The 25,923-nt window shown below is 64.2% G+C and carries 17 protein-coding genes; 10 read left to right on the top strand and 7 right to left on the bottom strand.

The window, feature by feature from the left end; all coding sequences use genetic code 11:
- Positions 1-22: 22 nt before the first annotated feature.
- Together PPN31114_RS16890 and PPN31114_RS16885 are read right to left on the bottom strand one after the other, a co-directional pair.
- Positions 23-913, bottom strand: coding sequence for a carbon-nitrogen hydrolase family protein (locus PPN31114_RS16890; RefSeq protein ID WP_150680675.1), 891 nt, complete (start codon positions 911-913; stop codon positions 23-25).
- A gap of 32 nt (positions 914-945) precedes the next feature.
- Entirely contained in the window at positions 946-5,349 is a 4,404-nt protein-coding gene (locus PPN31114_RS16885) for a YhdP family protein (RefSeq protein WP_150680674.1), read from the bottom strand.
- Between the two features lie 247 nt (positions 5,350-5,596).
- Here PPN31114_RS16885 and glnE point away from each other — a divergent pair, with 247 nt between their 5' ends.
- Entirely contained in the window at positions 5,597-8,452 is a 2,856-nt protein-coding gene (gene glnE / locus PPN31114_RS16880; RefSeq protein ID WP_150680673.1) for a bifunctional [glutamate--ammonia ligase]-adenylyl-L-tyrosine phosphorylase/[glutamate--ammonia-ligase] adenylyltransferase, read from the top strand.
- 190 nt (positions 8,453-8,642) lie between these two features.
- Here glnE and recN read toward each other — a convergent pair whose 3' ends face one another.
- Positions 8,643-10,307 (bottom strand): DNA repair protein RecN, encoded by a 1,665-nt coding sequence (gene recN, locus PPN31114_RS16875; RefSeq protein WP_150680672.1) that lies wholly within the window; start codon positions 10,305-10,307, stop codon positions 8,643-8,645.
- A 163-nt stretch (positions 10,308-10,470) separates the two neighbouring features.
- Positions 10,471-11,379 carry an NAD kinase gene (locus PPN31114_RS16870; RefSeq protein WP_150680671.1) on the bottom strand — a complete coding sequence of 303 codons (909 nt, stop codon included), beginning with the start codon at positions 11,377-11,379 and terminating at the stop codon, positions 10,471-10,473.
- A gap of 129 nt (positions 11,380-11,508) precedes the next feature.
- On the opposite strand from PPN31114_RS16870, the gene hrcA reads away from it, so the two are divergent.
- From hrcA to PPN31114_RS16850, 4 genes are all read left to right on the top strand, one after another.
- Entirely contained in the window at positions 11,509-12,540 is a 1,032-nt protein-coding gene (gene hrcA / locus PPN31114_RS16865; protein ID WP_150680670.1) for a heat-inducible transcriptional repressor HrcA, read from the top strand.
- Between the two features lie 277 nt (positions 12,541-12,817).
- Positions 12,818-15,343 carry a DUF6600 domain-containing protein gene (locus PPN31114_RS16860; RefSeq protein WP_150680669.1) on the top strand — a complete coding sequence of 842 codons (2,526 nt, stop codon included), beginning with the start codon at positions 12,818-12,820 and terminating at the stop codon, positions 15,341-15,343.
- 99 nt (positions 15,344-15,442) lie between these two features.
- The gene (gene hemH, locus PPN31114_RS16855; RefSeq protein ID WP_150680668.1) at positions 15,443-16,600 is read left to right on the top strand and encodes a ferrochelatase; all 1,158 of its coding nucleotides are present in this window, start codon (positions 15,443-15,445) and stop codon (positions 16,598-16,600) included.
- On the top strand, positions 16,597-16,998 hold the full coding sequence (locus PPN31114_RS16850; RefSeq protein WP_150680667.1) for an RNA-binding S4 domain-containing protein: 402 nt from the start codon (positions 16,597-16,599) through the stop codon (positions 16,996-16,998). Before hemH ends, PPN31114_RS16850 begins: the two co-directional genes overlap by 4 nt.
- Positions 16,999-17,103: 105 nt before the next feature.
- Here PPN31114_RS16850 and PPN31114_RS16845 read toward each other — a convergent pair whose 3' ends face one another.
- Entirely contained in the window at positions 17,104-17,292 is a 189-nt protein-coding gene (locus tag PPN31114_RS16845) for a hypothetical protein (RefSeq protein ID WP_306439732.1), read from the bottom strand.
- Between the two features lie 308 nt (positions 17,293-17,600).
- On the opposite strand from PPN31114_RS16845, the gene grpE reads away from it, so the two are divergent.
- From grpE to pabB, 5 genes are all read left to right on the top strand, one after another.
- Entirely contained in the window at positions 17,601-18,146 is a 546-nt protein-coding gene (gene grpE, locus PPN31114_RS16840; protein ID WP_150680666.1) for a nucleotide exchange factor GrpE, read from the top strand.
- A 133-nt stretch (positions 18,147-18,279) separates the two neighbouring features.
- Positions 18,280-18,708: a thioredoxin family protein gene (locus PPN31114_RS16835; RefSeq protein ID WP_246182606.1), complete on the top strand. Its 429-nt coding sequence runs from the start codon at positions 18,280-18,282 to the stop codon at positions 18,706-18,708.
- Positions 18,709-18,803: 95 nt separating this feature from the next.
- Entirely contained in the window at positions 18,804-20,729 is a 1,926-nt protein-coding gene (gene dnaK, locus PPN31114_RS16830; RefSeq protein ID WP_150680665.1) for a molecular chaperone DnaK, read from the top strand.
- 135 nt (positions 20,730-20,864) lie between these two features.
- Positions 20,865-22,013 (top strand): molecular chaperone DnaJ, encoded by a 1,149-nt coding sequence (gene dnaJ, locus PPN31114_RS16825; protein ID WP_150680664.1) that lies wholly within the window; start codon positions 20,865-20,867, stop codon positions 22,011-22,013.
- A 4-nt stretch (positions 22,014-22,017) separates the two neighbouring features.
- Positions 22,018-23,946: an aminodeoxychorismate synthase component I gene (gene pabB / locus PPN31114_RS16820; RefSeq protein WP_150680663.1), complete on the top strand. Its 1,929-nt coding sequence runs from the start codon at positions 22,018-22,020 to the stop codon at positions 23,944-23,946.
- On the opposite strand, the gene PPN31114_RS16815 is transcribed toward pabB, so the two are convergent.
- Positions 23,934-24,962 carry an ABC transporter substrate-binding protein gene (locus tag PPN31114_RS16815; RefSeq protein ID WP_150680662.1) on the bottom strand — a complete coding sequence of 343 codons (1,029 nt, stop codon included), beginning with the start codon at positions 24,960-24,962 and terminating at the stop codon, positions 23,934-23,936. The genes pabB and PPN31114_RS16815 overlap by 13 nt on opposite strands.
- A 34-nt stretch (positions 24,963-24,996) precedes the next feature.
- Positions 24,997-25,911 (bottom strand): ABC transporter permease, encoded by a 915-nt coding sequence (locus tag PPN31114_RS16810; RefSeq protein WP_246182605.1) that lies wholly within the window; start codon positions 25,909-25,911, stop codon positions 24,997-24,999.
- Between the last annotated feature and the right edge of the window lie 12 nt (positions 25,912-25,923).

Genomic DNA, 25,923 nt, shown 5'->3' with positions numbered 1-25,923 from the left:
TATGGGGACGGATGGCGCGATGTCAACCTAGCGCAGCCGGCGTGGCGGACTCGCAGGATGCTTGCGCACCCAATACGCGATGCCGCAAGGCGGGCAGGCTTTGGCGCACGGCGGCGAGCCGTGCCGGGTCGATGTCGCCGACGACTACGCCGGCGCCGTCGTCTTCACGTTGGGCGACGATCTCGCCCCACGGATCGATCAGCATCGAATGCCCCCAGGTGCGCCGCCCGTTGTCGTGGTGTCCGCCCTGCGCGGACGCCAGCACGTAACATTGGTTTTCGACGGCGCGCGCTCGCAACAGCAATTCCCAGTGCGCGCGCCCCGTCGTGTAAGTGAAGGCGGCGGGTACGACCATGAGCGTACAGTCGCCCATCGCACGGTACAACTCGGGAAAACGCAGGTCGTAGCAGACCGACAGGCCCACGCGGCCAAACGGCGCTTCAAACGCGCGTACGGTTTCGCCGGGACGAATGGTCCGGGCTTCGTCGTAAGCCTCTTCGCCTTTGACGAAATTAAACAGGTGAATCTTGTCGTAGCGCGCCGCTTGTGCGCCGTCCGGGCCATAAACGAGCGTGGTGTTCAGAACACGGTCGGGCTCGGGGGCGGCCAGCGGCAGCGTGCCGCCGATCAGCCAGACGTTGTTGCGGCGTGCCGTTTCCGCCAGAAAGTCCTGAATCGGACCCTGACCGGGTTGTTCGCGCAGGGAAAGTTTGTCGGTGTCGCGCTGGCCCATGTAGCAGAAGTACTCAGGCAGCAGCACCAGTTGCGCGCCAGCGTCGGCCGCTTCGGCGACCAAGCGCCCGGCGTCTTGCAGATTGCGGGTGACGTCGGGGGCGCTGACCATTTGCACTGCGGCCACGCGTGCCGGGGCGAGGCTCGCGGCGCGGGTGGCAGAACTATCGGGGCTCGTCATGAAGTGGCTGAAAAGACGCTCTCAAAGCCGGCTCAGTTACCGTGCAGCCCGTTGGGCGTGCCGGTGTTCTGGGCTTCGGGCCGGGTTTCCGGGGATGGATCGATCTTACTCTGATTGCCGCTCGCCTGTCCGATGACGGGGTTATCCCACGAACCCGTCACGTGATACGTCGTCGAGAGCGTACGCGAGAGCTGTTCGCCCAGCGCCAACTGCGCGAAGAACGAGCCGATCCCTAGCGCCGGATTGATGATCGCCCATGCCAGCGAGGCCGACGCGGCATTGATCTTCGGCAGCACCAGCACGTTCAGATCCTGCGTTTCGCGCGCCAGATCGGTGTGACCGTCGATCTTGATCGTCGCCGCATTGGCATGAATCGTCAGATCGTCGGTGCTCGCCACGCCCGCCTGCATCGTCGCGTTGCCGTCGATGTTGTCGAACGGCAGGCCGCTGCCCACCACGCTGTTGAAGTCGAACGTGAGGATTTTGGCGAGCGTTTGCACCGACAGAATGCCCAGCAGTTTCGCCAGGCCCGGGTCCGCCTTCAGAATCTGGCCGCGCTTCAAATCGATCTTGACCTTGCCGCCGAGCGTCGGATAGTCGATGGCGTCTGGCCCGCCGCGCCAACCGAAGCGGCCCGAGACCGTGCCCGAGCCGTCCTTGAGCGTCTTGGGCAGGCCCAGCCGGTCGAGCAGGGCACCGCCATTCTTCACGTCGAGATTGAAGTCGAGCACCGTACGGCGCGGCACGTCTTCGTCGGCCGCAGCGGTCGCAGCGCGTCGGCGCGACGTGCGCCAATTGCCCGTGACATCGAGCGTGGCGGCACTATTGCTCAATTCCAGCTTGGTGAGTTGCCAGACCGGCACGCCGTCTTCGAGATCGTTGTGCGCGTTCAGTTGCAGGCGTCCGAGCGGCTTGTCGCGCAACACGAAATCGTTGGCGACGACGTCGATCGCCGGGAATTCGTCGCTCGGCTCGTCGAGCACCTGGGTCAGCACATCGTCGCCGTGCTCTTCCTTGGGGATCACCAGTTTGGCCAACCGAGCACGGATCGCACCCGACGGGTTCTTGGCATCCGGGGCATGCCATTCGGCAAAGCCAGAGACCAGATCGGACGCGAGGCTCACTTGCCAGTCGCGGTCGTTGCGCTGCGCGCCCAGCACCAGTTCCGGCCACACGCGTGACATCAGCCGCACTTGCTTCGCATGCAAGGCCAAACGTGTCGGCAGATACGGCGTCAAAGCACCGAATTCCTCGCGTGCGGCAGCGGCCGTCTCGGCGGGCGCGGGCGGTGTGCCTTGCGTGCCTGGCGTCGTAGCATCCGTCGCGAGCGAGGCGATGACGCTGCGCCATGCGTCCACGTCGAGCGTGTCGAACTGCGCCGTGGCCTGTACGCCTTCGCGCGGCGCGGGCACTGGCTGGTTGATGCCGATGCCGCCACGCAATACTTCCACGCGATTGCCGTTGCGCTGTTGCACGTAGTTGCCTTGCACGCTGCCGATCGCGAAGTCGAGCATGTCGATCCGACGCCCGCCGGGGTTCGGCTGCGGACGCAGCGAGAAGCGCGCGGGCAGCGACACGTCGGCACTCTTGCCCAGCGGTGCGGGCAGATTCACCGCGAGACCGGCGAGCGTCGATTGCACGGCCACGTCTGTCATGCCCTGCCGCACGGTGACGACCGCCGTATAAGGCGTGGCCCCGGTCATGCGTTTCGCAAGCTGGGCGAGCGTGGCGTTTTCGCGGTTCTCGCGCAGCCCTTGTGCGCTCATCGTTCCGGCCACATTCAGCGCGATGGTGCCGTCGTCGCGGCTGCCGCCCGACGCGCGCACATCGCCGCCGAGGAAGGTGCCGCGCAAGTTGTCGAGCGAGATGCCGTGCTCGGTGAACGCGAGTTCGCCGTCGACAGCCCCGAACGTCGGCAGCCCGTTGATCAGCGCGATGTCATTACGCAGGAATTTGGCGCGGCCGCTGACCTTCGAGCGGTCGGTGTGTTCCAGCGGCATCGAAAGCTGCAAGGAAAGCTGCGCGTTGCCGTTCGCACGCGTTTCGTCGGTGAAGTCGCCGATCCAGTGACCGACCGGACTCGAATTCAGATACTTCACGAAGTCCGCTGCCGGGCCACGGGCGTCGCCCTTGAGCGCCAGCGTCGAATCTTCCTGGCCGATCTTGTCGATATCACCCACCACTTGCGTGAGCGTTACCCCGTAGATCGAACCGGAATCGATGGCGATGTGCAGCTTGTCGGCATCGAAGCGCAGATTGCCGCGCACCTTCTCGAACGCGGGCCAGACTTCCGTATGCCCCGGGCGCAGCGGCGACGGATTGAATGTCACGTCGACCAGCGGAATGTCGATACGGAACTTGCCGTGACCTTTTTCGTAGGGGAAGTCTTCCAGATCGCCTTGCACGGCAAACGGCGCGTTTTGCACTGTACCGGCAACCAGCGCGCGTTGTAGATAGTCGCGCACGCTTGCGCCGATATCGGTGGGCAGGTAGCGCGGCACCGCATTGGCATTCGCGCGCGTAATCGTGCCTTTCAGGTCGACGATGCCGTTGCCCTTGCCGCCGTTCTGCCAAGTGCCGCTCACGTCGCCGGTCAGTTCGGCATTTTGCAGATGCAGCGAATCGACGCGCACGTGCACCTCGGCAGGGGCATCGCGCTTCGTCACGGGGTGCGAGACGCGCCAACTCGTACGCGCGGTGAGCGTGTCGAGGGCGATGCGAGGCTGATCGAAGCGGCCCGGGAAGTCGAGCACCGTCCCCTTCGAATTCAACGTGAGGCTGCCGCGCGATTGGTCGGCTTCGATATGACCGCTCAGATGCGAGAACCCCGGGCGTCCGGCGTTGGGGCCACCGTTGCGCGGCGGCGGGTTCGGGTTGGGCAGGCTGTCGATACCGGCGTCTTCGAAGTCGGCGACCACGCGATAGCGATCGCGCTCGGGCGGCAATTGCCGAATGCCGGGCAGATCGCGCCAGTTCCCCGTGCCGTGGGGCTTCGGCGCCTGATAGCTCATGTCGAAGTTAGCGAGTCGGCCGCGCGGCTGGAAGCTGGCAAGCGTGTCGCGTGTCGATTTGTCGATCGGCAGCGCGGGCACGAGCGCCATGGCCGCGCCGATGTCGAAGCGCTGACCGGCCAATGTCACGTGCAAGCCGTGATCGCCGGTGGCCGGGGCGTAGCTGCCGTGCATGTCGGGCACGTCGAGCGTGGGGCGTCCGGCGGCCGCAAGCGTGAGCTCGCGCACCCGCCAATTCCAGCCGCTGTCGGCTTGCGGGCCGATGCGGGTGATATCGATCCGGCCCTGTGTTGCGTCGAACGACAGCGGCGGCAGATCGTCGGCGAGTTGTGCCGACGTGTTTTCCCCGGCGGCGCGCACGGTGGCGCCGGTGATGTTGCCGTTGTCGAAACTCACCCATGCGCGCGCGGCGACGCGTCCGCGGGTGTCGCGGGCGTCGTGTTCGCCGGGAAGATCGACGTGTTGGGCGAGTTCGGCGAGATCGATCGTGCCGACATCCGCATAAATTTCCCCGCGCCAGCGTTTGAGTTCACCGGGGCGAGCGAAGAGCGGGTTCGTGAAGCGCGCGCGAATGTCGAGCGGGGCGACCATCCCGGCGGGCGGCGTCGCTTGCATGCCGAAGCGATGTTCCAGTCCGCGATTGCGCAGCATGGCGTTCACGTTCGTGACGACGACTTCCGGCACAGGGCGGGTGGCGTCGCGCCAGCGCACTGTGCCGCCGCGAATCATGACGCGGGCCTGACGCATGAGCCAGTCGGTCGCGCGGGTATCCGCGTCGCTGCCGCCCCCCGAGACCGGCATGCCCGCCACGAGGATCGAGCCGTCGGCGAGCCGCTCGACGCTGAGGTCCGGCTGATAGAGCGTGAGGCTCGAGAGGCGCACGTCGAGATGGACGAGGCTGGTCCACGACAGCACGGCGTCCAGGCGATGCAGCGTGAGGCCGGGTTCGACGGGCGGCGGCGCGCCGGGGGGGGCATAGGTCGCGGTATCGGAGGGGGCCGAGGGGGCCGACGCAGCGCCAGCGGCGCTAGCCGCAATCGCCGCCGATGCGGTTTGCGGCGCCGGTTTCGTGTTGCTGCGGGAAGCACGGGTCCGCGACGCCGGTTGTGCAGGCGCGACCGCGTGCTGAATGCGCACGTCTTCGAGCGTCAGATAGGGATGCCAGCCGCGCCAGACGGCGTCGATCTTGCCGATGGTGACGGGCAGGCCGAGCGCGCGCGACGCTGCCGCCTCGATTTGAGGGCGGTAGTCCGAGACACGGGGGAGGATCACGTACCGGGTTGCGAGTACAACGGCACCAAGTCCGAAATACACGACCACGATGAGCGCCAGCAGCCATTCCAGGCCCAAGCGTATGCCGCGAGGCAGTGACGAGAACCAGGACCGGGTCGCAATGGGCGAGGCAGGCGGCTTACGGTCGGTCATGCTGCTCGTCTACGAGGGAATGTGGTAGTTTCTGTGGCAAAGACTGTAACACAAGCCCATGGCGGTTCGACGGGTGGAGCGTCGTACAAACAGACAGGTGTTCCGCCGTTTAATTTCGCACGGGTAAGCGGGCGAAAGCTCCCGCAAGCCCGTGAAAGTTCGCGGCGTGGTGTCCAAAGGTGCGTGTTGCCGTCTCGCCGACAGACATTGTGTGTCTCCATTCTCATTGCTGACCGGAACCCCGCCAGTGAGTTCACCTGAAATTCAGACCGATATCCAGACTTACTCCCGTTACGCCGCGCGCATGTTGGCAAGCCGCCCTGCGCTGGCCGAGGCACTGCCTGATCTGAGTGAGCATCCCGTTGACGCGCGTTGGCTTGCGCGGCGTTTCGAAGCCATTGCCGGGGTGATGCTCACGCCGCCCGATCAGCCGTCCGGCGTGACTGGTATCGACGAGGCCGGGCTTACGCGGGCTTTGCGCGTGCTGCGTGTCGAAGCGTTGTGCGCCGTGATGCAGCGCGATCTCGACGGTCGCGCCGAGTTGGCGGAAGTGACCGGCGCCATGACGGCGCTCGCCGAATTCGCCGTGCAGGCGGGCATTGCTGTGCTGTCGCGCGAGTTGGAGGCGATTCACGGCGTGCCGCGCAATACCGAGGGGGAACGTCAGACGCTGGGCGTCGTCGGCATGGGCAAGCTCGGCGGGCGCGAACTGAATGTTTCGTCGGACATCGATCTGATCTTCCTTTACGAAGACGATGGCGACACGACGGCACCCGATGGCAGCGATGGCGCAGGGCTGCGTCTGCTCTCCAATCATGAGTTCTTCACCAAGCTCGGCCGCAAGCTGATCGGCCTGATTTCGGAATTGACGCCCGACGGCTATGTATTCCGGGTGGATATGCGGCTGCGCCCGAATGGCGATTCGGGGCCGCTCGTGTGCAGTCTGCCGATGCTCGAAGAGTATTTCTATGTGCAGGGCCGGGAGTGGGAGCGCTACGCCTGGATCAAGGGCCGCTTGGTGTCCGAGGTCGCGAGCGAGCCGGGCAAGCGCATCGAGCGCCTGTTGTCGTCGCTGGTGCAGCCGTTCGTCTTCCGCCGTTATCTCGATTACGGCGTGATCGGCGCCATTCGCGCGTTGCACGAGCAGATTCGCCACGAGGCCGAGCGCCGTGCGCGTGCCAAACCGGCGCGTATCAACGACATCAAGTTGGGACGCGGCGGGATTCGCGAGGTCGAATTTTCCGCGCAGGTTTTCCAACTGATTCGGGGCGGACAGGAGCCGGAGCTGCGTGTGCGCCCGACGTTGGCCGTGCTGGGTGTGGCGGCGCGGCGTGGCTGGCTGGCGCAGAGTGTGGCCGACGCGTTGGCGAACGCTTATGTTTTCTTGCGCAAACTCGAGCACCGAATTCAGTATCTCGACGATGCGCAGACGCATATCTTGCCGATGCCGGGAGACGACCGTCTCGCGGTGGCGAAGGCGATGGGCTTTCCCGACGAGACGGCGTTCATGACCGTGCTCGACGAGCATCGCGAGTTTGTGGCGGCGCAGTTCGACGAGATATTCGCCGACAAAGCGAACGCCAGCGCGCAGAAGGGCGGTGCGGCGGGCGAGGGCGATTGCGAGTGTCCGCCGGAGTTGTGGAGCGAGTGTCTGGCCGACGAGGCGCAGACCGGCGACTTGGGCAACCAGCTCACGCGCTTGGGCTTCACCGATGCCGAGGGCGCACTGGATCGTTTGCGCGCGGTGTGGACGTCATCGCGTTACAAGGCGCTCAACGAGACCAGCCGTCGGCGCTTCGATCAGTTGGTGCAGCGGGCCGTGGAGGGCGCGTCGGGTACGAAGGAAGCCGATGCCGTGCTCGCGCGCATGCTCGACTTGCTCTCGACCATTAGCCGCCGCAGTTCGTATCTGGCATTGCTCACCGAATATCCGCGCGCGTTGGAGCGCGTGGTGAAGGTATTGGCTGGCTCGCGCTGGGCGGCGGGGTATCTGATCAGCCATCCGCAGTTGCTCGACGAGTTGTTGGACGACGAGGCCTTGGCCGCCCCGTTCGACTGGCCGTCGTTCAAGACACAGTTGTTGCTGAGCCTGAACGCCTCGGGTGCCATCGGTAACGTCGAAGTGCAGATGGATATCTTGCGGCGTGCGCACCATGCCGAGGTCTTCCGCATTCTGTTGCTCGATTTGCAGGGCACGTTGTCGGTCGAGGCGATTGGCGACCGGCTATCCGAATTGGCAGACGTGATTGTCGACGTGACGATTGCGACTGTCTGGCCGCACGTGGCGACGCGTCATCGCGAGGTGCCGCGTTTCTCCGTGATTGCGTACGGCAAGTTGGGCGGCAAGGAATTGGGTTACGCGTCCGATCTCGACTTGATCTTCCTTTACGACGATGACGACGATCGCGCCCCGGATGCGTATGCAGCATTGGCGCGCCGTTTCGTGACGTGGCTGACCACGCACACGGGCGCGGGCATGTTGTTCGATGTGGATTTGCGGCTGCGCCCGAACGGTTTGTCGGGGTTGTTGGTGACGAACATCGAGAGCTTCCGCCAGTATCAGTTCCGAGAGGGGAATGCGAATACGGCGTGGGTGTGGGAGCATCAGGCGCTCACGCGTGCGCGGTTCTGTGCGGGCGACGAGGCGATTGGTGCGACGTTCGAGGACATTCGCAAGCAAGTGCTGGCGACGCCGCGCGAGGCGCTGCCGTTGGCGCAAGAGATTGTCGCGATGCGCCGCAAGGTGTTGGAGGGGCATCCGAACCCGACGCAGTTGTTCGATTTGAAGCATGACCGGGGCGGCATGGTGGACATCGAGTTCACGGTGCAGTATTTGGTCTTGCTGCATTCGGGCGCGCATCCGGCGCTGTTGCGCAACGCGGGCAATATCGCGTTGTTGAGAGAGGCCGCGCAATTGGGGCTGATCGACGCCAAGCTGGCGGATGAGGCAGCAGCGGCGTACCGGACGTATCGCAAGCGTCAACACAAGTTGCGCTTGGATGGCGTGGAAGCGGCGAGGGTACCGGTAGCGGATGTGGAGACGGAACGTGGCGCGGTGATCGCGCTGTGGGATTCCGTCTTCGCGAACGCAGGGCCGGTATAAGCACGGCAGCCCGATCGAATCGAAAGCGAGTGGGAAAGCGAGACGCCGGGTGATCCCCGGCGTTTTTTATGGGCGATTGCGGAGACGGATCGGGGCCCTTTCTCGAGGCGAGTTGAACACTGTCTGAGCAGCGAGAAAGGGCCCCGGTCCGGCTCGGAGGACAGCGTGTGCGGTGTGATGAGCGCTTTGATTAAAGCGCCAGCATTTCCCGAGCGTGTTTGCGCGTGGTGGCGGTGATTTCAACGCCGCCCAGCATGCGTGCGATTTCCTCTACACGTTCAGTGCGATTGAGCGGTTCGATCTCGCTCATGGTGGTATCGCCATCGCTGCGCTTCTTCACACGCAGGTGTTGATGGCCGAGTGCCGCAACTTGCGGTAGGTGCGTGACGCAGAGCACTTGTCGGCCTTGGCCGAGTTCACGCAGCAAGCGTCCGACGACTTCGGCCACAGCGCCGCCAATGCCCGAGTCCACTTCATCGAAGATCAGCGTCGGCGTGAGGCTGGCGCTGCTCGCGATAACTTGCAGCGCGAGGCTGATACGCGCGAGTTCGCCGCCCGAGGCGACTTTCGCAAGTGGACGCGTCGGCACGCCGGGGTGACCGGCGACCAGAAACTCGATGGTCTCCAGCCCGAAGGATTGCGGTTCTGCGGCAGGGGTAATGGCGACTTCGAAGCGTCCGCCGGGCATCGAGAGATCTTGCATCGCGCGGGTGACTTCGCGCGACAACGAGGCGGCGGCTTTCGCACGCGCCTTCGACAGCGATTTCGCGAGTTCGAGATACGCCGCATGCGCCGCATCGGCCGCGGCCTGCATGGCGGCGGTGTCCTGCGACGCCGTCAGTTCTTCGAGTTGTGCGCGGCGTTCGGCGTGCTCGGCGGGCAGGTTCTCCGGTGTCACGCGGAACTTGCGCGCCGCCGAGTGCAGCGCGTCGAGCCGTTGCTCGACCACCGCCAGCCGCTCCGGATCGAGATCGATGCGTTGTGCGTAATGCGAGAGCGAGTGCACGGCTTCACGGAGTTGAATTTCGGCAGGCTCCAACGCGGCGAGCGCGTCGGCAAGCCCGGTATCGATTTCCGCCAGTTCGCGAATCTGATGCACCACGTGCCCGAGCGACGGCACAATCGCCCCGTCCGCTTCGGCCAGCGCATCGAGTGCGCCTTGCACACCGTTAATCAAACTCGCAGCGTGCGAGAGGCGACGGTGTTCCGCGTTGACGTCGTCCCACTCGCCTTCCTGCGGCCCGAGCTTGTCCAGTTCCGCTGTCTGCCATTCGAGGCGCTCGCGCTCCAGTTGCAGTTCGCGGTCGCGCCCTTGGGCCTCTTCGCAGCGCTTCACGAGACGCCGCCATTCCTTGTGCGCGGCGGCCGTATCGGCGGCCAGTGCAGTGGCTGCTGCGTGCGAGTCGAGCAGGCGGCGCTGCGCATCGGGGCGCAGCAATTGTTGATGCGCGTGCTGCCCGTGAATATCCACCAGCATCTCGCCGAGTTCACGCAATTGGGTGAGCGTGGCCGGTGTGCCGTTGATGAACGCCCGCGAGCGGCCGCTCGTATCGAGCACGCGACGCAGCAACACGCCGCCGTGTTCCTCCAGCGTGAGCGCCTGCGCTTGCAGCCACGCTTCAAGATCTGGACGCGCCTCGGCGTCCGCCGCAAATTCCGCCGTAATGTCCGCGCGCGTTTGACCGGTGCGCACCATGCTCGCGTCGCCGCGCTCGCCCATGGCCAGCGCGAGCGCATCGATCAGAATCGACTTACCAGCACCGGTCTCGCCGGAGAACACCGTGAAACCGGCGGAGAATTCCAGATCGAGACGATCGACGATCACGAAATCGCGAATCGAGAGACTGCGTAGCATGGGGTATCGGGTGCCTGACATTCGGACACCGGCCCGGCGGGCCAGCGGGAAGCGTCAATGATAAGGGGACTTTGCGACGAACGGGAGGCCGCATGCGTCGCCCGCGCGTGCGCGACCTGCGCACAAAAACACACGCCACCGGGTTGGGTGGCGTGGGTGCGGATCAGTTCTGCGGCGTGTCTTCGTCCGAAATATGTTCGTTCCAGTGCAGCTTGCGGCGCAGCGTCGCGTAGTAGTTGTAGCCCACCGGGTGCAGAAACGTGACCTGATGCGCCGAGCGGCTCACCAGAATCTTGTCACCCTGACGCAGTTCCGCAAACGACTGCATGTCGAAGTTGGCACCGACTTCGCGCCCGCCCGTGATCGTAATCACGATATCGCTGGAGTCCGGCAACACGATCGGCCGGTTCGACAACGCATGCGGGGCGATCGGCACGAGCACCACGCCGCCGAGGCGCGGATGCAGGATCGGACCGGAAGCGGAAAGCGCGTAAGCCGTCGAGCCGGTCGGCGTGGCGACGATCAGGCCGTCCGAGCGCTGCTTGTACATAAAGCGCCCGTCGACATCCACGCGCAGTTCCACCATGCCCGAGATGCCCGAGCGGTTCACCACCACGTCGTTGAAGGCGAGCGTCTCGAACAGCGTCTGGCCATCGCGATCGATGCGTGCGGCGAGCAGCGTGCGCTGCTCGGCTTCGAAATGGCCTTCGAGCATCGCGGGCACCACCTGACGCATGTCGTCGAGCGGAATATCCGTGATAAAACCCACGCGGCCGTGGTTCACGCCGATGAGCGGCACGCCCGAGGCGGCGAGTTGACGGCCGACGCCGAGCATCGTGCCGTCGCCACCCACCACGACGGCGACATCTGCCTGCGTACCGATTTCCTGAATGTCGAGCGTGCCGTACGGGTCGGCAGCGGCGCCGATGTTGTGCGCCGTATCGCGCTCGAAGACAACGTGATGGCCCCGCTGGGCAATGCATGCCGCTAGCGTGAGCAAAGGTTCGGCAACGCCGTCGGCGTGATACTTCCCGACGAGCGCTACGGTCTTGAAAGGGCTCCCTGTTTTCATGCCGCCATTACACCATAAGTCGATGACAGCAACCAACGCGTTCCCCGCGCAATGTCTGGCTGTGCCATTGGCCCGACAGGCGTGCGCGCCAGACGCCGCGTGCTCTCTTTTCGCGTTACAATTTTTGCCATGCTAGATCAACGTGCGCAGACTCTCCTCAAAACCCTGATCGAACGGTACATCGCCGATGGCCAGCCGGTCGGTTCGCGCACGCTCTCCCGTTACTCAGGACTCGATCTCTCCCCGGCGACCATCCGCAACGTGATGGCCGACCTCGAGGCGCTAGGCTTCGTCGCCAGCCCTCATACGTCCGCCGGACGCATTCCCACGCCACGCGCCTACCGGCTCTTCGTCGACACTATGCTTTCGGTGCGTCCGCTCGAAGACGCCGTGCACCGCCTGGCGTCGCAAGTGCAAAACCGCCTGCAACCGGCCGGGCCGCAGCAACTGGTGGCCTCCGCTGCGCAAGTGCTGTCGAACTTGTCGCAATTCGCGGGCGTGGTACTCACGCCGCGGCGCAGCCAAGTTTTCCGCCAGATCGAATTTCTGCGTTTGTCCGAAAAGCGGGTGCTGCTCATCATCGTGACGCCCGATGGCGATGTGCAGAACCGCATCATCCTGACCGAAAAAGACTATTCGCCAGCGCAACTGGTCGAAGCGGGCAATTACCTGAATGCCCACTTCGGCGGTCAAAGCTTTGACGATGTGCGCGCTTACTTGCGTGGCGAACTCGACGCATTGCGCTCTGACATGAGCGCCCTGATGCAAGCCGCCGTCGACGCGGGCAGCGACGCCATGGCGGACACCACGCGCGAAGAGAGTGTGCTCATCTCCGGCGAGCGAAATCTGCTCGGCGTGGAAGATCTCTCCTCCAATATGGAGCGGCTGCGCAAGCTGTTCGATGTGTTCGAGTCGAAGACCGGTCTGCTGCAACTGCTCGACGTATCGAGCCGGGCGCAAGGGGTGCAGATCTTTATCGGCGGCGAATCGAGCCTGGTGCCGATCGAAGAGATGACCGTGGTGACCGCCCCTTACGAGGTGGACGGCGAAGTGGTCGGCACGCTGGGCGTGATCGGCCCGACACGCATGGCGTACGAACGCGTGATTCCGATCGTCGACATCACGGCCAAGCTGCTCTCGAACGCGCTTAGCCAGCATTGAACGCAGGGGGCGGTGGTTCGATTGCCCCGCGTCGATCCCGCTACTTTCCGCCGCGTTCGGCATTTCCCGTGCACGCCTGGCGCTTTCGCGTTACAAACCCGTAGCATTCCTTTACACGCTGTCACAGACGGCGGGCTTACGCTCAAGGTGTCCCTTATGGCGGGGTGACTGGGCGGAAGTGGGTGGATGGACTCGCCAAAGGATTCGGACAGAACAACAAGGCGGCACGCAGCACACGCTAGCTTGACTAGGCCCGCCGGATGGGCCGGGAGTCGGTATGAAACCCCTGAATTCATGGCGGACGATGGTTCGCTTTCTCGGCACCGGACTGATGTTCGGCGCCCTCGGTGCGCTGGTCGCACCAGCGCTGGCGCAAGCGCAGAGCGCCGACCCGCCTGGGCGTGTGGCCCGTCTCGGCGAGTTCGACGGCACGGTGACCTACGCGCCCGCCGGGACCGACGACTGGCGCTACGCCGACCGCAACCGGCCGCTCACGACCGGCGATGCCGTCTGGGTCGATCGCAACAGCCGTGCCGAAATGCACGTGGGCGGCACGGCCGTGCGCATCGGCGCGTCGACCAGCGTCACCCTGTCGGCGGTGACCGACCAGAATGTGCAACTGAACGTAACGCAAGGCACGGTCGGCTTGCGTCTGCGAAGCTACGATCCCAACCAGCCTTACGAAATCGATACCCCTAATCTTGCGTTCGTGCCGCAGCAGGCTGGCGAGTATCGCATCGACGTGGATCCGAACGGCGTAACGACGGTCAGCGTGTGGCAAGGCGCGGGCACCGTGTACGGACAGGGGGCCTCGGTGCCGCTGGGCCGGGGACAGCGCGTGGCTTTCACCGGACAGAATCTCTTGCAGCAGCCGACCGGACCGCTCGCGGCCGACACGTTCGATCAGTGGGTGCGCGAGCGCGACGCGCGTGAAGACGCGTCGGTGTCGGCGCGCTACGTACCGCGCGACATGACCGGCTTTGAAAGCCTCGACGACTATGGCTCGTGGCAGGACACGCCGACCTATGGCGCCGTTTGGGTGCCGTCGAGCGTGCCCGCTGGCTGGGCACCGTATCGCACGGGGCACTGGGTCTGGGTCGACCCGTGGGGCTGGACTTGGGTGGACGAAGCGCCGTGGGGCTTCGCGCCTTATCACTATGGCCGCTGGGCCTATGTCGATACGCGCTGGTGCTGGGTGCCGGGGCCCGTGGCGGTGCGTCCGGTGTATGCGCCAGCGCTCGTCGGCTGGGTCGGCGGCAGCAGCGGCGGGAATCAATGGGGCGTGGCGTTCGCCGCCGGTGGTGTCGGTTTGGCGTGGTTCGCGCTCGGACCGCACGATCCGTATCGCCCGGCTTATCACGCCAGCTCGTCGTACGTCACCAACATCAATCGCTCGACGGTGATCAGCACGACCAACATCAACAACATCAACAACGTCCATAACGTCACGAACATCAACAACATCTACGTGAACCGCAACGTGCGGGGTGCCGTGTCGACGATGCCTGCACAAGCCTTCGTGCAGGGCCGCCCGGTGGGTGCGCCGACGGCATTGGCTGCGCCGCGCGCTGGGCAGAATTGGCGCGTGGGTAATACCCCGGGCGTCGCGCCGGTACAGCAGAGTTTGGTCGGGAATAGCCGTCCGGCCGCCGGTGTGCCGCCGATGGCTGCTTTCAACCGCCCTGTGCTCGCCACGCGTGCGCCGGTGCAGCGTCCGGTGGCGTCGCGTGAATTGACCAGTAATCTGCATGCCGTCCCCAATGCGGGCGGTACGCCGCTGGCCTTCACGCCGAACAACCGACCGGGGCCGGGGGCTGCGCCGCAAGCGCGGACTCAGCCGCATGTAACGGTGGTCGGGACCCGTGGACCGGTCGGTGCACCGATCGGCGCGACCGGCGCGCAATCGGCTACCGGGGCGGTTCCGGCGATGCATGGCGTGCCGGGAGAGCGGGGACAATTTGGTGCGCCTGGGCAGCCGGGCATTCCGGGACAACCGGGCGTGCCCGGTCAACCCGGCGTACCCGGACAGCCGGGGGTTCCGAATCGTGCGGGCGAACCCGGCGTACCCGGGCAGCCCGGCGTGCCTAACCGTGCAGGCGAACCCGGTGTGCCGGGACACCCTGGCTATCTGGGGCAGCCGAATCAACGCGTGATGCCACCCGCCGGGGCGGTGGGGCAGGCGACGCCGCAGGGCGTGCCGCATCCGCCGGGCCGTTCGGAGCCAACAGGACAAATGGGCCGTCCGGAACAACCTGCCGTCCGTGGAGAAGGCGGTCAGCCGGTCGCCCCTGCGCAGCAGGGACAACCCAACCAACCGGGGCACGATGCGGCGCAGCGCGACATGCAGACGCGCCGTCAGAACCCGGCCGTGCAGTCGCAGCGTCCGGAGCAGAACGAGGCAGAACCTGCACGTCGTCCGCAGCAATATCAGTCGAATCCGGCGATGCAGCGCCCGGAACCGCAGCCGTTCCAACCGCAGGCGCAGCCGCAAGAGCGCGTGCATCCGCGTCCGCAACCGCAACCTCAGGAGCATCCGCAGGCCGCACCGCGCCCGCAACCTCAGGAACGTGCGCAGCCGCAAGAGCGCCCGCAGGCGGCACCGCAACCGCATCCTCAACCTCAACCTCAGGAACGCCCGCAACCGGCACCGCGTCCGCAACCGCAAGAGCGTCCGCAGCCTGCACCGCATCCGCAATCGGCGCCGAGGGAGAACAAGCCTGAGGCACACGCCCCCGCCCGCGAGGCGCAGCAGCCGTCGGCGGAACATCGCCCGGCGCGTGAGGATGAGCACTCGCACGGCTGACATCGATCGCCGCTCGTCACCGCCCCGCTTGCCTGCGGGCGGTGGCGGGTGCCCGCGACGCCGCCGGATTTCGTCCCGGTTTGCGGTAAAGTACGCTTCATGCGCTTCGATCCCGAACCTATTTCGCATGGCCAGTCCGGCAAGACCGCCGTTCTGCTGATCAACCTCGGCACCCCCGACGAGCCGCGTCCGGCGGCCGTGCGCCGATACCTGCGCGAGTTTTTGTCCGACCCGCGCGTCGTTGAAATTCCCCCGCTTATCTGGCAACCGCTGCTGCGGTTGGTGATTCTGCCGTTCCGCTCGCGTCAGTCGGCGCAGAAGTACGCCACCGTCTGGACGCGCGAAGGCTCGCCGCTCAAGGTCAACACCGAGCATCAGACGACCGCGCTGCGCAACCTGCTGCACGCCAACGATTACGACGTGATCGTCGATTACGCGATGCGCTACGGCAATCCGTCGATTCCGGACCGTATTCGCGCGCTGCGTCAGAGCGGCGTCGAGCGAATTCTGCTGCTGCCGCTTTACCCGCAGTATTCGAGCAGCACCACGGCCACCGCCACCGATGCCGTCTACCGCGTGCTGGCGCGCCTGCGCAACCAGCCCGACGTGCGCACGGTGCGCGATTATCACGACCATCCCGCCTACATCGAAGCCCTGCGCCAGCAAGTCGAAGGCTATTGGCTGCAACACGGCCGTCCCGATTTTGCGGCTGGCGAACGTCTGTTGCTGAGTTTCCACGGTGTACCGCGCCGTACGCTCGATTTGGGCGATCCGTATCACGACCAGTGCGTGAAGACTGCGCGGCTGCTGGCGGCGGCGCTCGGCCTGGATGAGACCACTTGCCGTCTCACGTTCCAATCGCGCTTCGGCAAAGCGGAATGGCTTCAGCCTTACACGGCCCCCACGCTCGAAGAGTTGGGCCGTGGCGGCACCCCGCGCGTGGACGTGTTCTGCCCGGGTTTTACGTCCGACTGCCTCGAGACGCTCGAGGAAATCAACATGGAAGGCCGCCACGCGTATCTTTCGGCGGGCGGCAAGGCGTTCCACTTCATTCCGTGTCTGAACGGCGCAAGCGCGTGGATTACCGCGCTCGGCGAGATCGCGGCGCGCAACCTGCAAGGCTGGCCGGTGCTGTCGCCCGAAGGGCAGGCCGATGCTGCTGCGGCGGCTGCGGCGTCCACTCGGGCGCGTCAGGTGGCGGCGGTGGCGGCGTTCGACGAAGCGAACGCGGCGGCCAACCCGGGAGCACGTGCATGACGGTGAAGGTCGATGATTCCCCCCACGCCGCCACGCGTATCGACAAATGGCTGTGGGCCGCCCGTTTTTTCAAGACGCGTTCGCTGGCCACGCAAGCCGTGGATCGAGGCCGCGTGACGTGTAACGAGGCGAAAGTCAAACCGGCGCGCGATGTGCGTCCGGGCGACGTGCTGAGCGTCGACAACGGCAGCACGCGCTGGGAAGTGCGCATCAAGGCGATTGCCGAAGTGCGAGGCTCTGCGCCCATCGCTCAATCGCTCTATGAAGAGACGGAAGCGAGTATTCGTGCCCGTGCCGAGGAAAGTGAGCGGCGACAACTGTTTCAGGAGCCCGCCGCCCAGATTCACGGCCGCCCGACCAAGCGCGACCGCCGCCGCATGGGCGGTTTGGGCGAATAATCCACGAAAAAGCGGGGAATCATCCGTGTTCTCCACCCGAACGAACGCCGCCGCCGGCAAATTGCACGGCGGCGGACGTTTTGGGGGAGCGGAAATGAACCAGAATCAGCGTGTGGGCAACCCGTTGGAGGACTGATGGGCCGGCACGCCCGGCATGTCGACGTAGTGATTCAGCACCGCGCGCACGCCACCGTATTCGGTGTCGCGCCGGGTCACTGCACCGGACAGGCAGATCGTGATCGTTACCATCGTCACCAACGCAAGGATGAAGACGACAGCCAGTGGCAGCTTCATGATGCGCTCCTAACGCTACAAAACACTCGACTGGACAACGGGGGGAGTCCGGCGAGCGACCGGGTCCAGGTTCGGCACAACTTCTGGCTGGACCGTAATTCATGTTAGGTCGCAGCAACGGCCGATACAATAGAGGACTCGTAACGCGTGTAACCGGATATTTTTCGGCACGCGGCGCGCACCGACACGGGGCACAGAATGCCCACCCACTCTTGAAATCGGTGTGAACGCCCCTACTATCCAAAGGGATTTGAACCGGCGGCGCATCGTCGTGGTGCGCTGCAAGAACCTTTTGACGACTCATTCTCATGACTGAACAGCAAAACACTCCCGATCAGCCGATTCCGTCCCAGGCCGACGCGGCCCCGACCGATGCTGCGGGCGCGACCGACGCGCTGCCCTCGGTCGAAACGCTGCTGCTTGCGGCACAGGCCGAAGCCGCCGATCTGCGTGACCAGCTCCTGCGTGCTCGTGCCGAGACCGAGAACATCCGCCGCCGGTCGCAAGACGATGTGACCAAAGCGCACAAATTCGCCGTCGAGAGCTTTGCCGAGAACCTGCTGCCGGTGATCGACAGCCTCGAAGCCGCCGCCGCCGACAAGAGCGGCGACGTGACCAAGCTGCACGAAGGCGTGGAACTCACGCTGCGCCAACTGCTGTCGGCGCTCGAGCGCGGCCGCGTCAGCGTGATCGACCCGGCAGGTGCCAAGTTCGACCCGCATCAACATCAGGCCATCTCGATGGTGCCGGCCGAGCAAGAGCCGAACACCGTCGTGCAAGTGCTGCAAAAGGGTTACCTGATTGCCGATCGCGTGCTGCGCCCGGCGCTGGTGACCGTTGCCGCAGGCAAGTAAGCCGGAAATATGTCGGCAAAATCTGCCTAAAAAACGGGCAATGCCGGTGTAAGCAGTCACGAAGCTTGTCATGACATCATGGCAAGCTTTGGTTTTTTCAGGATGGGCGGCGAATTCGCTGGAAAACGACACTATGGCAAGCGATCTTCCGGGCATGAGCGGCGTGGATGGCACGGCATTCGAGGCATTCTCGATGCGCGAGCTGACGTCTGCCACGTTCGACGAGGGCTTGCTGGCGGCGGGCAACGGACTCGCCGTGGTGTTTTTCTGGGGTGTCGATTGCTTTAACTGCGAAGTTGCCAAGAAGACCATGGTGGCGCAGCGCGAGGCCATCGAGGCGCTGGATTTGTGCTGGTTTCACGCCAACGTCTACGCCGATATGGCGCTGGGCAAGCGGTTTGCGCTGCACGGGGTGCCGACGCTCTTCTTCTTTCATCACGGTAAGAAGCTGGGCCGGGCGACCGGCTGGCAGGGCCTGCCCCAGTTCCGGCTGGCGGTGGCCGCCGCCCGCGAGAAAATCGCGGCGGCGGGGGGCAAAACCGGACCGCAAGAAGGGTCTTGAAAAGCACCGCGCGGCACCCATATGTCGTGCAGATCAATGAATTGAACGGGCCACAGGCCTGACGGAAAGACGCAAAGGACGCTAGGAGAAATTTTATGGGCAAGATTATCGGTATCGACTTGGGCACCACGAACTCGTGCGTGGCCGTGATGGAAGGCAATCAGGTCAAGATCATTGAAAACGCGGAAGGTGCACGCACCACCCCGTCGATCATCGCTTACGTGGAAGACGGCGAGATCCTGGTGGGCGCCCCGGCCAAGCGCCAGGCAGTGACCAACCCGCGCAACACGCTGTACGCGGTCAAGCGCCTGATCGGCCGCCGCTTCGAAGAAAAAGAAGTGCAGAAGGACATCGGCCTGATGCCCTACAAGATCGTCAAGGCCGACAACGGCGACGCCTGGGTGGAAGCGCGCGACCAGAAACTGGCCCCGCCGCAAGTTTCCGCCGAAGTGCTGCGCAAGATGAAGAAGACCGCCGAAGACTACCTGGGCGAGCCGGTCACGGAAGCCGTGATCACGGTGCCGGCGTACTTCAACGACAGCCAGCGCCAAGCTACCAAGGACGCAGGCCGCATCGCCGGTCTGGAAGTCAAGCGCATCATCAACGAGCCGACCGCTGCCGCACTGGCTTTCGGTCTGGACAAGAAAGAAGGCGGCGACCGCAAGATTGCCGTGTATGACCTGGGTGGCGGCACGTTCGACATCTCGATCATCGAAATCGCCGACGTGGATGGCGAGCACCAGTTCGAAGTGCTGTCGACCAACGGTGACACGTTCCTGGGCGGTGAAGACTTCGACCAGCGCATCATCGACTACATCATCGGCGAGTTCAAGAAGGAACAAGGCGTCGACCTGTCGAAGGACGTTCTGGCGCTGCAACGCCTGAAGGAAGCCGCTGAAAAGGCCAAGATCGAACTGTCGTCGAGCCAGCAGACCGAAATCAATCTGCCGTACATCACGGCCGACGCCTCGGGCCCGAAGCACTTGAACCTGAAGATCACGCGCGCCAAGCTCGAAGCTTTGGTCGAAGACCTGATCGAGCGCACGATCGAACCTTGCCGCATGGCCATCAAGGATGCCGGCGTGAAGGTGAGCGATATCGACGACGTGATTCTGGTCGGCGGTATGACGCGTATGCCGAAGGTGCAAGAGAAGGTGAAGGAGTTCTTCGGCAAAGACCCGCGTAAGGACGTGAACCCGGACGAAGCCGTGGCCGCTGGTGCCTCGATTCAAGGGTCGGTGCTCTCGGGCGATCGCAAGGACGTGCTGCTGCTCGACGTGACCCCGCTGTCGCTGGGTATCGAGACGATGGGCGGTGTGATGACCAAGATGATCTCGAAGAACACCACGATCCCGACGAAGCACTCGCAAGTGTTCTCGACGGCCGACGACAACCAGCCGGCCGTGACGATCAAGGTGTTCCAGGGTGAGCGCCAGATGGCCGCCGGCAACAAGTCGCTTGGCGAGTTCAACCTCGAGGGCATCCCGCCGGCCGCACGCGGCACGCCGCAGATCGAAGTGACCTTCGACATCGATGCCAACGGCATTCTGCACGTGGGCGCGAAGGACAAGGCCACCGGCAAGGAAAACAAGATCGTCATCAAGGCGAACTCGGGTCTGTCGGACGCTGAAATCGAGCAGATGGTCAAGGACGCCGAAATCAACGCCGAGGAAGACAACAAGGCGCGCGAGCTGGCCGACTCTCGTAACCAGGGTGACGCACTGGTGCATAGCACCCGCAAGGCACTGACCGAGTACGGCGACAAGATCGAGGCTTCGGAAAAAGAAGCGATCGAATCGGCCATCACGGCACTTGAAGGCGCACTGCGCGGTTCGGACAAGGCAGATATCGATGCCAAGGTCGAAGCGTTGAGTACTGTGAGCCAGAAGCTCGGCGAAAAGATGTACGCCGACATGCAGGCTCAGGCAGGCGCCGCTGGTGCTGCCGGTGCTGAGCAAGGCAAGCCGCATGACGACAACGTCGTTGACGCCGAAGTGAAGGAAGTGAACGACAAGAAGTAAAGCGTGCATGGCGCGCGGCGCGGGCAGGGGTCTGTCAGCGCCGTGCGTATGGGCCGGGTATCGAAGTTCTCCGTGCGGAGAATCTCGACCCGGCTTTTTGCCTGATGGCGACATGCGCCAACATTGGAAAGAGTTATGGCCAAACGTGATTACTACGAAGTCCTTGGCGTCGCCAAGAACGCTGACGGCGACGAAATCAAGAAGGCATATCGCAAGCTGGCGATGAAGTACCATCCGGACCGCAATCCGGACAGCAAGGACGCCGAAGAGAAGTTCAAGGAAGTCAAAGAGGCCTACGAAATGCTCTCCGAGCCGGAGAAGCGTGCTGCGTACGACCAGTACGGTCACGCGGGCGTCGACCCGAACATGGGCGGCTTCGGCGGTGCGGGCGGTCAGGGCTTCGGCGGCTTTGCCGACGCCTTCGGCGACATCTTTGGCGACATCTTCGGTCAGGGCGGCCCCGGTGGCGGCCGTGGCGGTGGCCGCGGCGGTCCGCAGGTGTATCGCGGTGCCGACCTGCGCTACAACATGGAAATTACGCTGGAGCAGGCCGCCAACGGCTTCGACACGCAGATTCGCGTGCCGAGCTGGGAAGAGTGCGAAGTCTGCCACGGCAACGGCGCCAAGCCGGGCACCAAGCCCGAGACCTGCCCGACCTGTAACGGTTCGGGTTCGGTGCGCATGTCGCAAGGTTTCTTCAGCATTCAGCAGACCTGCCCGAAGTGCCACGGCACGGGCTCGTACATTCCTGAGCCTTGCACCAACTGCCACGGCTCGGGCAAGTTGAAGAAGACCAAGACGCTGGAAATCAAGATTCCGGCGGGAATCGAAGACGGGATGCGTATCCGTTCGTCGGGCAACGGCGAACCGGGCGTGAACGGCGGTCCGGCGGGCGATTTGTATGTGGAAATCCACATCAAGGCGCACAACGTGTTCGAGCGCGACGGCGACGATCTGCACTGCCAGATGCCGATTTCGTTTGCGACGGCGGCACTGGGCGGCGATATCGACGCCCCGACACTGCACGGCAAGGCGACGTTCGAAGTGCCCGAAGGTACGCAGACGGGCAAGACGTTCCGACTGCGCGGCAAGGGCATCAAGGGGCTGCGCGCGAGCTATCCGGGCGATCTGTACGTGCATGTGCAGGTGGAAACGCCGGTCAAGCTCGACGACAAGCAAAAGCAGATGCTGCGCGACTTCGACACGTCGCTCAAGGCAGGCGGCGCACGTCACAGCCCGCAGACCAAGGGCTGGTTCGACCGTGTGAAGCAGTTCTTCGAGTAATTTCATGCCTATTGAAGCGCCCTTGGCCGCGTTTGCGCTGTTGGACGACAGTGCGGACCCGGCCGGCGGGGCGCGTCTGTATACCGGGCTCGTACGCGAGGTGACTTGCGACGAGCCCGGTGTGCTTTCCGACGCGCTGCGCGAAGTGGAAGACGCCACGCGCCACGGCCTGCACGCCGTGCTGCTGGCAGATTACGAATTTGGTGTGCGCTTGGCTGGGGTGCATACCGTGGCGACGCGCCGCGCCCCCGGGCAGTTTCGGGCGTTGCTGTTTAGCGAATTGCGCAAGCTCGACGCTGCGCAAACGCAGGCTTGGTTGGCGGCGCAGGAAGTCGCTAGCTTGGCCGCCGAAGCGGGAAATGCTGCCAGCGGCGACAACTCAACTGTCGCGAGCCACGCGGCATCCCCCAGCATCGCCGGTGTCGCTGCGCTACAGCGCGACGTGAGCGAACCCGCCTTCGACGACGCCATCGCGCGCATTCACGACTGGCTCGCGCAAGGCGAGTGCTACCAGATCAACTACACGTATCGCCTGAACTTCGACGCCTTCGGCTCACCGATCGCGTTGTATCGCCGCTTGCGCGCGCGTCAGCCAGTGCCGTATGGCGCACTGGTGATGCTGCCCGGCGCGCGTGACGTTGCGGGCCGCGCCATTCTTTCGCTGTCGCCGGAGTTGTTCCTGCGGCACTCGCGCGGTCAACTCGAAGCCAAGCCGATGAAGGGCACCGCCCCGGCATCGGGCGATGCGACGGTCGATGCCGAACGCAGCGCCGCGCTCGCCGCCGACGAGAAGAATCGCGCCGAGAACCTGATGATCGTGGACTTGCTGCGCAACGATCTGGGCCGTATCGCTGTGCCTGGCACGGTGAAAGTGCCAAAGCTGTTCGAAGTCACCCGTTTTGCCAGCGTGTTGCAGATGACCTCGACGGTCACGGCCACGCTGCCCGACCAGACACCGTTACACGCCGTATTGCGCGCGCTGTATCCGTGCGGCTCGATCACTGGTGCGCCGAAGCATCGCACGATGCAACTGATCGGTGAACTGGAGTCGTCGCCACGCGGTTTGTACACCGGGGCTATCGGATGGCTCGATGCCCGCGACGATGCATCGGACGAATTGGGCGACTTCTGCCTCTCCGTGGCCATTCGCACGCTCGAACTCGAATCGCCGCGTGCGGACGGTTTGCGTCGTGGCCGCCTGGGCGTCGGGGCAGGTATCGTGCTCGATAGCAAGGCAGACGAAGAGTGGGAGGAGTGCAAGCTCAAAGCGCGCTTTCTGACGGCGCTCGATCCCGGCTTCGCGATCTTCGAGACCATGCAGGCCACGCAAGCTGCGGGCATTGCGCATCTGGACCGTCATCTGGCGCGTCTGGAAAAGTCAGCGAAGTACTTCGGTTTCCGCTTCGACGAAGCCACCTTGTGCGCACAGCTCGACGCGCTCGTGTTGACCTTATCCGAAGACGATATGCATCGCGTGCGTCTGGCGATCTCGCACGACGGCACGCCTACGATCACGCACGGTGTGCTCACAGCGTTGAAAGGTCCTGTGAAAGTGCTGCTTGCCGATGACGCCAGCGCCACGCGAGCCGACGATCTTTTCCTGCGTCACAAAACAACGGTGCGCGAGCGCTACGACGCCGCGTGGAAGCACGCCGAAGTGCATGGCGCATTCGACACGTTGTTCTTCAACGACCGGGGAGAACTCACCGAGGGCGGACGAAGCAGTGTGTTCGTCAAGCTGGGTGGGCAGTGGGTAACACCGCCGCTCGCGTGCGGCGTGCTACCCGGTGTGATGCGAAGTGTGTTGCTCGAAGACCGGACGTGGCATGCCGTCGAAGCGGTCGTCACACGCGACGACCTGCTGACTGCGCAGGCCATCGTCGTGTGCAATGCGTTGCGGGGCGCGGTGCCCGCGACGCTTCAGCTACCCTGACGCGCCGCCATCTGCGGCACGAACAGATCGCTCCACTTTGCCGGACGCGTCTTGATCGTGCCCGCACGGCCCATAAACTCGACGTACTGCATCAAGCCATTGGGCGTCGTGGTGAATTGCAGGCCCGGGTCGTTGATCATCTGTTCGATCTCGGCTTGCGGCAGATTCATCTTCGACACGCGCAGGAAGGTCTGCGCGGCGCCCACGTGATCCTTCGCGATGTACGCGGCGGCTTCTTCCTGAGCGTCGAGAATCGCTTGCACCAGCTTCGGGTTCTGCACCGTGAACTGCTTCGGCGCGAACACCACGTCGATGGTGATGTTGCCGAGCACGTCGGTCGAATTGAGCACGCGCTTGATGCGCGGGTCTTTCAGTTCCTGATACGAGAATGGCGGCGACGTAAAGTGCGCGGTGATTTCCGTCTTGCCTGAGAGCAACGCGCTCACGGCTTCCGGATGGCTCAGGCTGACCGTTTGCGGATCGAGCTTGGCGTAGTTCTCGATACCGAACGTCTTGGCCACGGCCATTTGCAGCAGCACAGCCGAGAGCGACGTCTTGATCCCCGGAATCGCGATCTTATCCTTCGCGGTGAAGTCCTTGAGCGACTTGATGTTCGGGTTATTCGTATTGAGCCAAAGCGGTCCGGTCGACAGTGCCGACAGGCCGATCACTTCCGAGCGCGGAATGCCGTGGGCCTTCGACCACAGCGTGACGAAGCCCGGCGCGCCCGTACCGGCGACATCGAGATTGCCAGCGAGCATGGCGTCGTTGATGACGTTGCCGCCGTCGAGAATCGTCCACGTGGTCTTCACATCGCCCAGCCCCAAAGCCTTCGCGTGCTTCTCAACCAGATGCTGGTCACGCATGACCATCAGCGGCAGATAGAGAATGCCGTAGCCGTGCGACAGGCGCACGGTGCTGGCTTCGGCGTGGGCCACGTTACCGAGCGTGGAGAGTGCCGTAGTGGCGGCCAGTGCAAGGGTGCTTGCCCAGCGGGTGAAATGACGTCGATTCATGGTGTTGTTGTCTCCGTATCGTTGGAATTATGAATTAGTGCTGCATGCCCCAGCGGTGCAGCGTGCGCTTTTCGATGCGCGCGAACAGCAGGTTTTCTACGGCCAAGCCAATCAAAATCACGAAGAACAGGCCCGCGAACACATTGGCCGTCTCCAGCGAGTTGCGGTTCTCGAAGATGTACCAGCCCAGACCGCCCGAGCCCGACGACACGCCGAACACGAGTTCCGCGGCGATCAGCGTGCGCCATGCGAAGGCCCAGCCCACTTTCAGGCCCGTGAGAATGCTCGGGAATGCGGCCGGAATCAACACGTGCTGCACCAGCGCAAAGCGCTTGAGCCCGTAGTTCTGACCCACCATACGCAGCGTCTTCGATACACCGCGAAAGCCGCTGTGCGTGTTGAGTGCCACGGCCCACAGCACCGAGTGCACGAGCACGAAGATCACGCTGCCATTGCCCAGACCGAACCAGATGAGTGCGAGCGGCAGCAGCGCAATCGCAGGCAACGGATTGAACATCGCCGTGAGCGTTTCGAGCAGGTCGTTACCGATCTTCGAACTGATGGCGACGGTGGTCAGCACAGCGGCCAGCGCGATACCGATGCCATAGCCGATCAGCAGCGTCTTGAGCGAGATGACCGCACGCAGCAGCAACACGCCGCTGGTGATGCCGCCGACGAAGGCTTCGAGCGTGTCGGTGAAGCTCGGGAACAGCAGGGCGTTATCGAGCCAGCGTCCATAAATTTCCCAGACTAGCGCCAGCACGAGCAGGATGACGGTTTTGCGCAGCCAGCTCAGGCGATAGAGCGTTTCGAACGTCGAGAGCGGGCGTTGGATCGACGAGAGTTCGGCGGGCACCGGCTCCAGCACGATCTCCGGGCGGAACACGGGTTCGATCGGCGGGACGGCGGAGGCCGAAGGCGCAGCTTGCGCGGATTGCAGGGTGTTCATTGGGGGAGTCTC

Source organism: Pandoraea pneumonica (assembly GCF_902459645.1).
Taxonomy (GTDB): Bacteria; Pseudomonadota; Gammaproteobacteria; order Burkholderiales; family Burkholderiaceae; genus Pandoraea; species Pandoraea pneumonica.
This window is presented reverse-complemented; position numbering and strand designations above follow the sequence as displayed.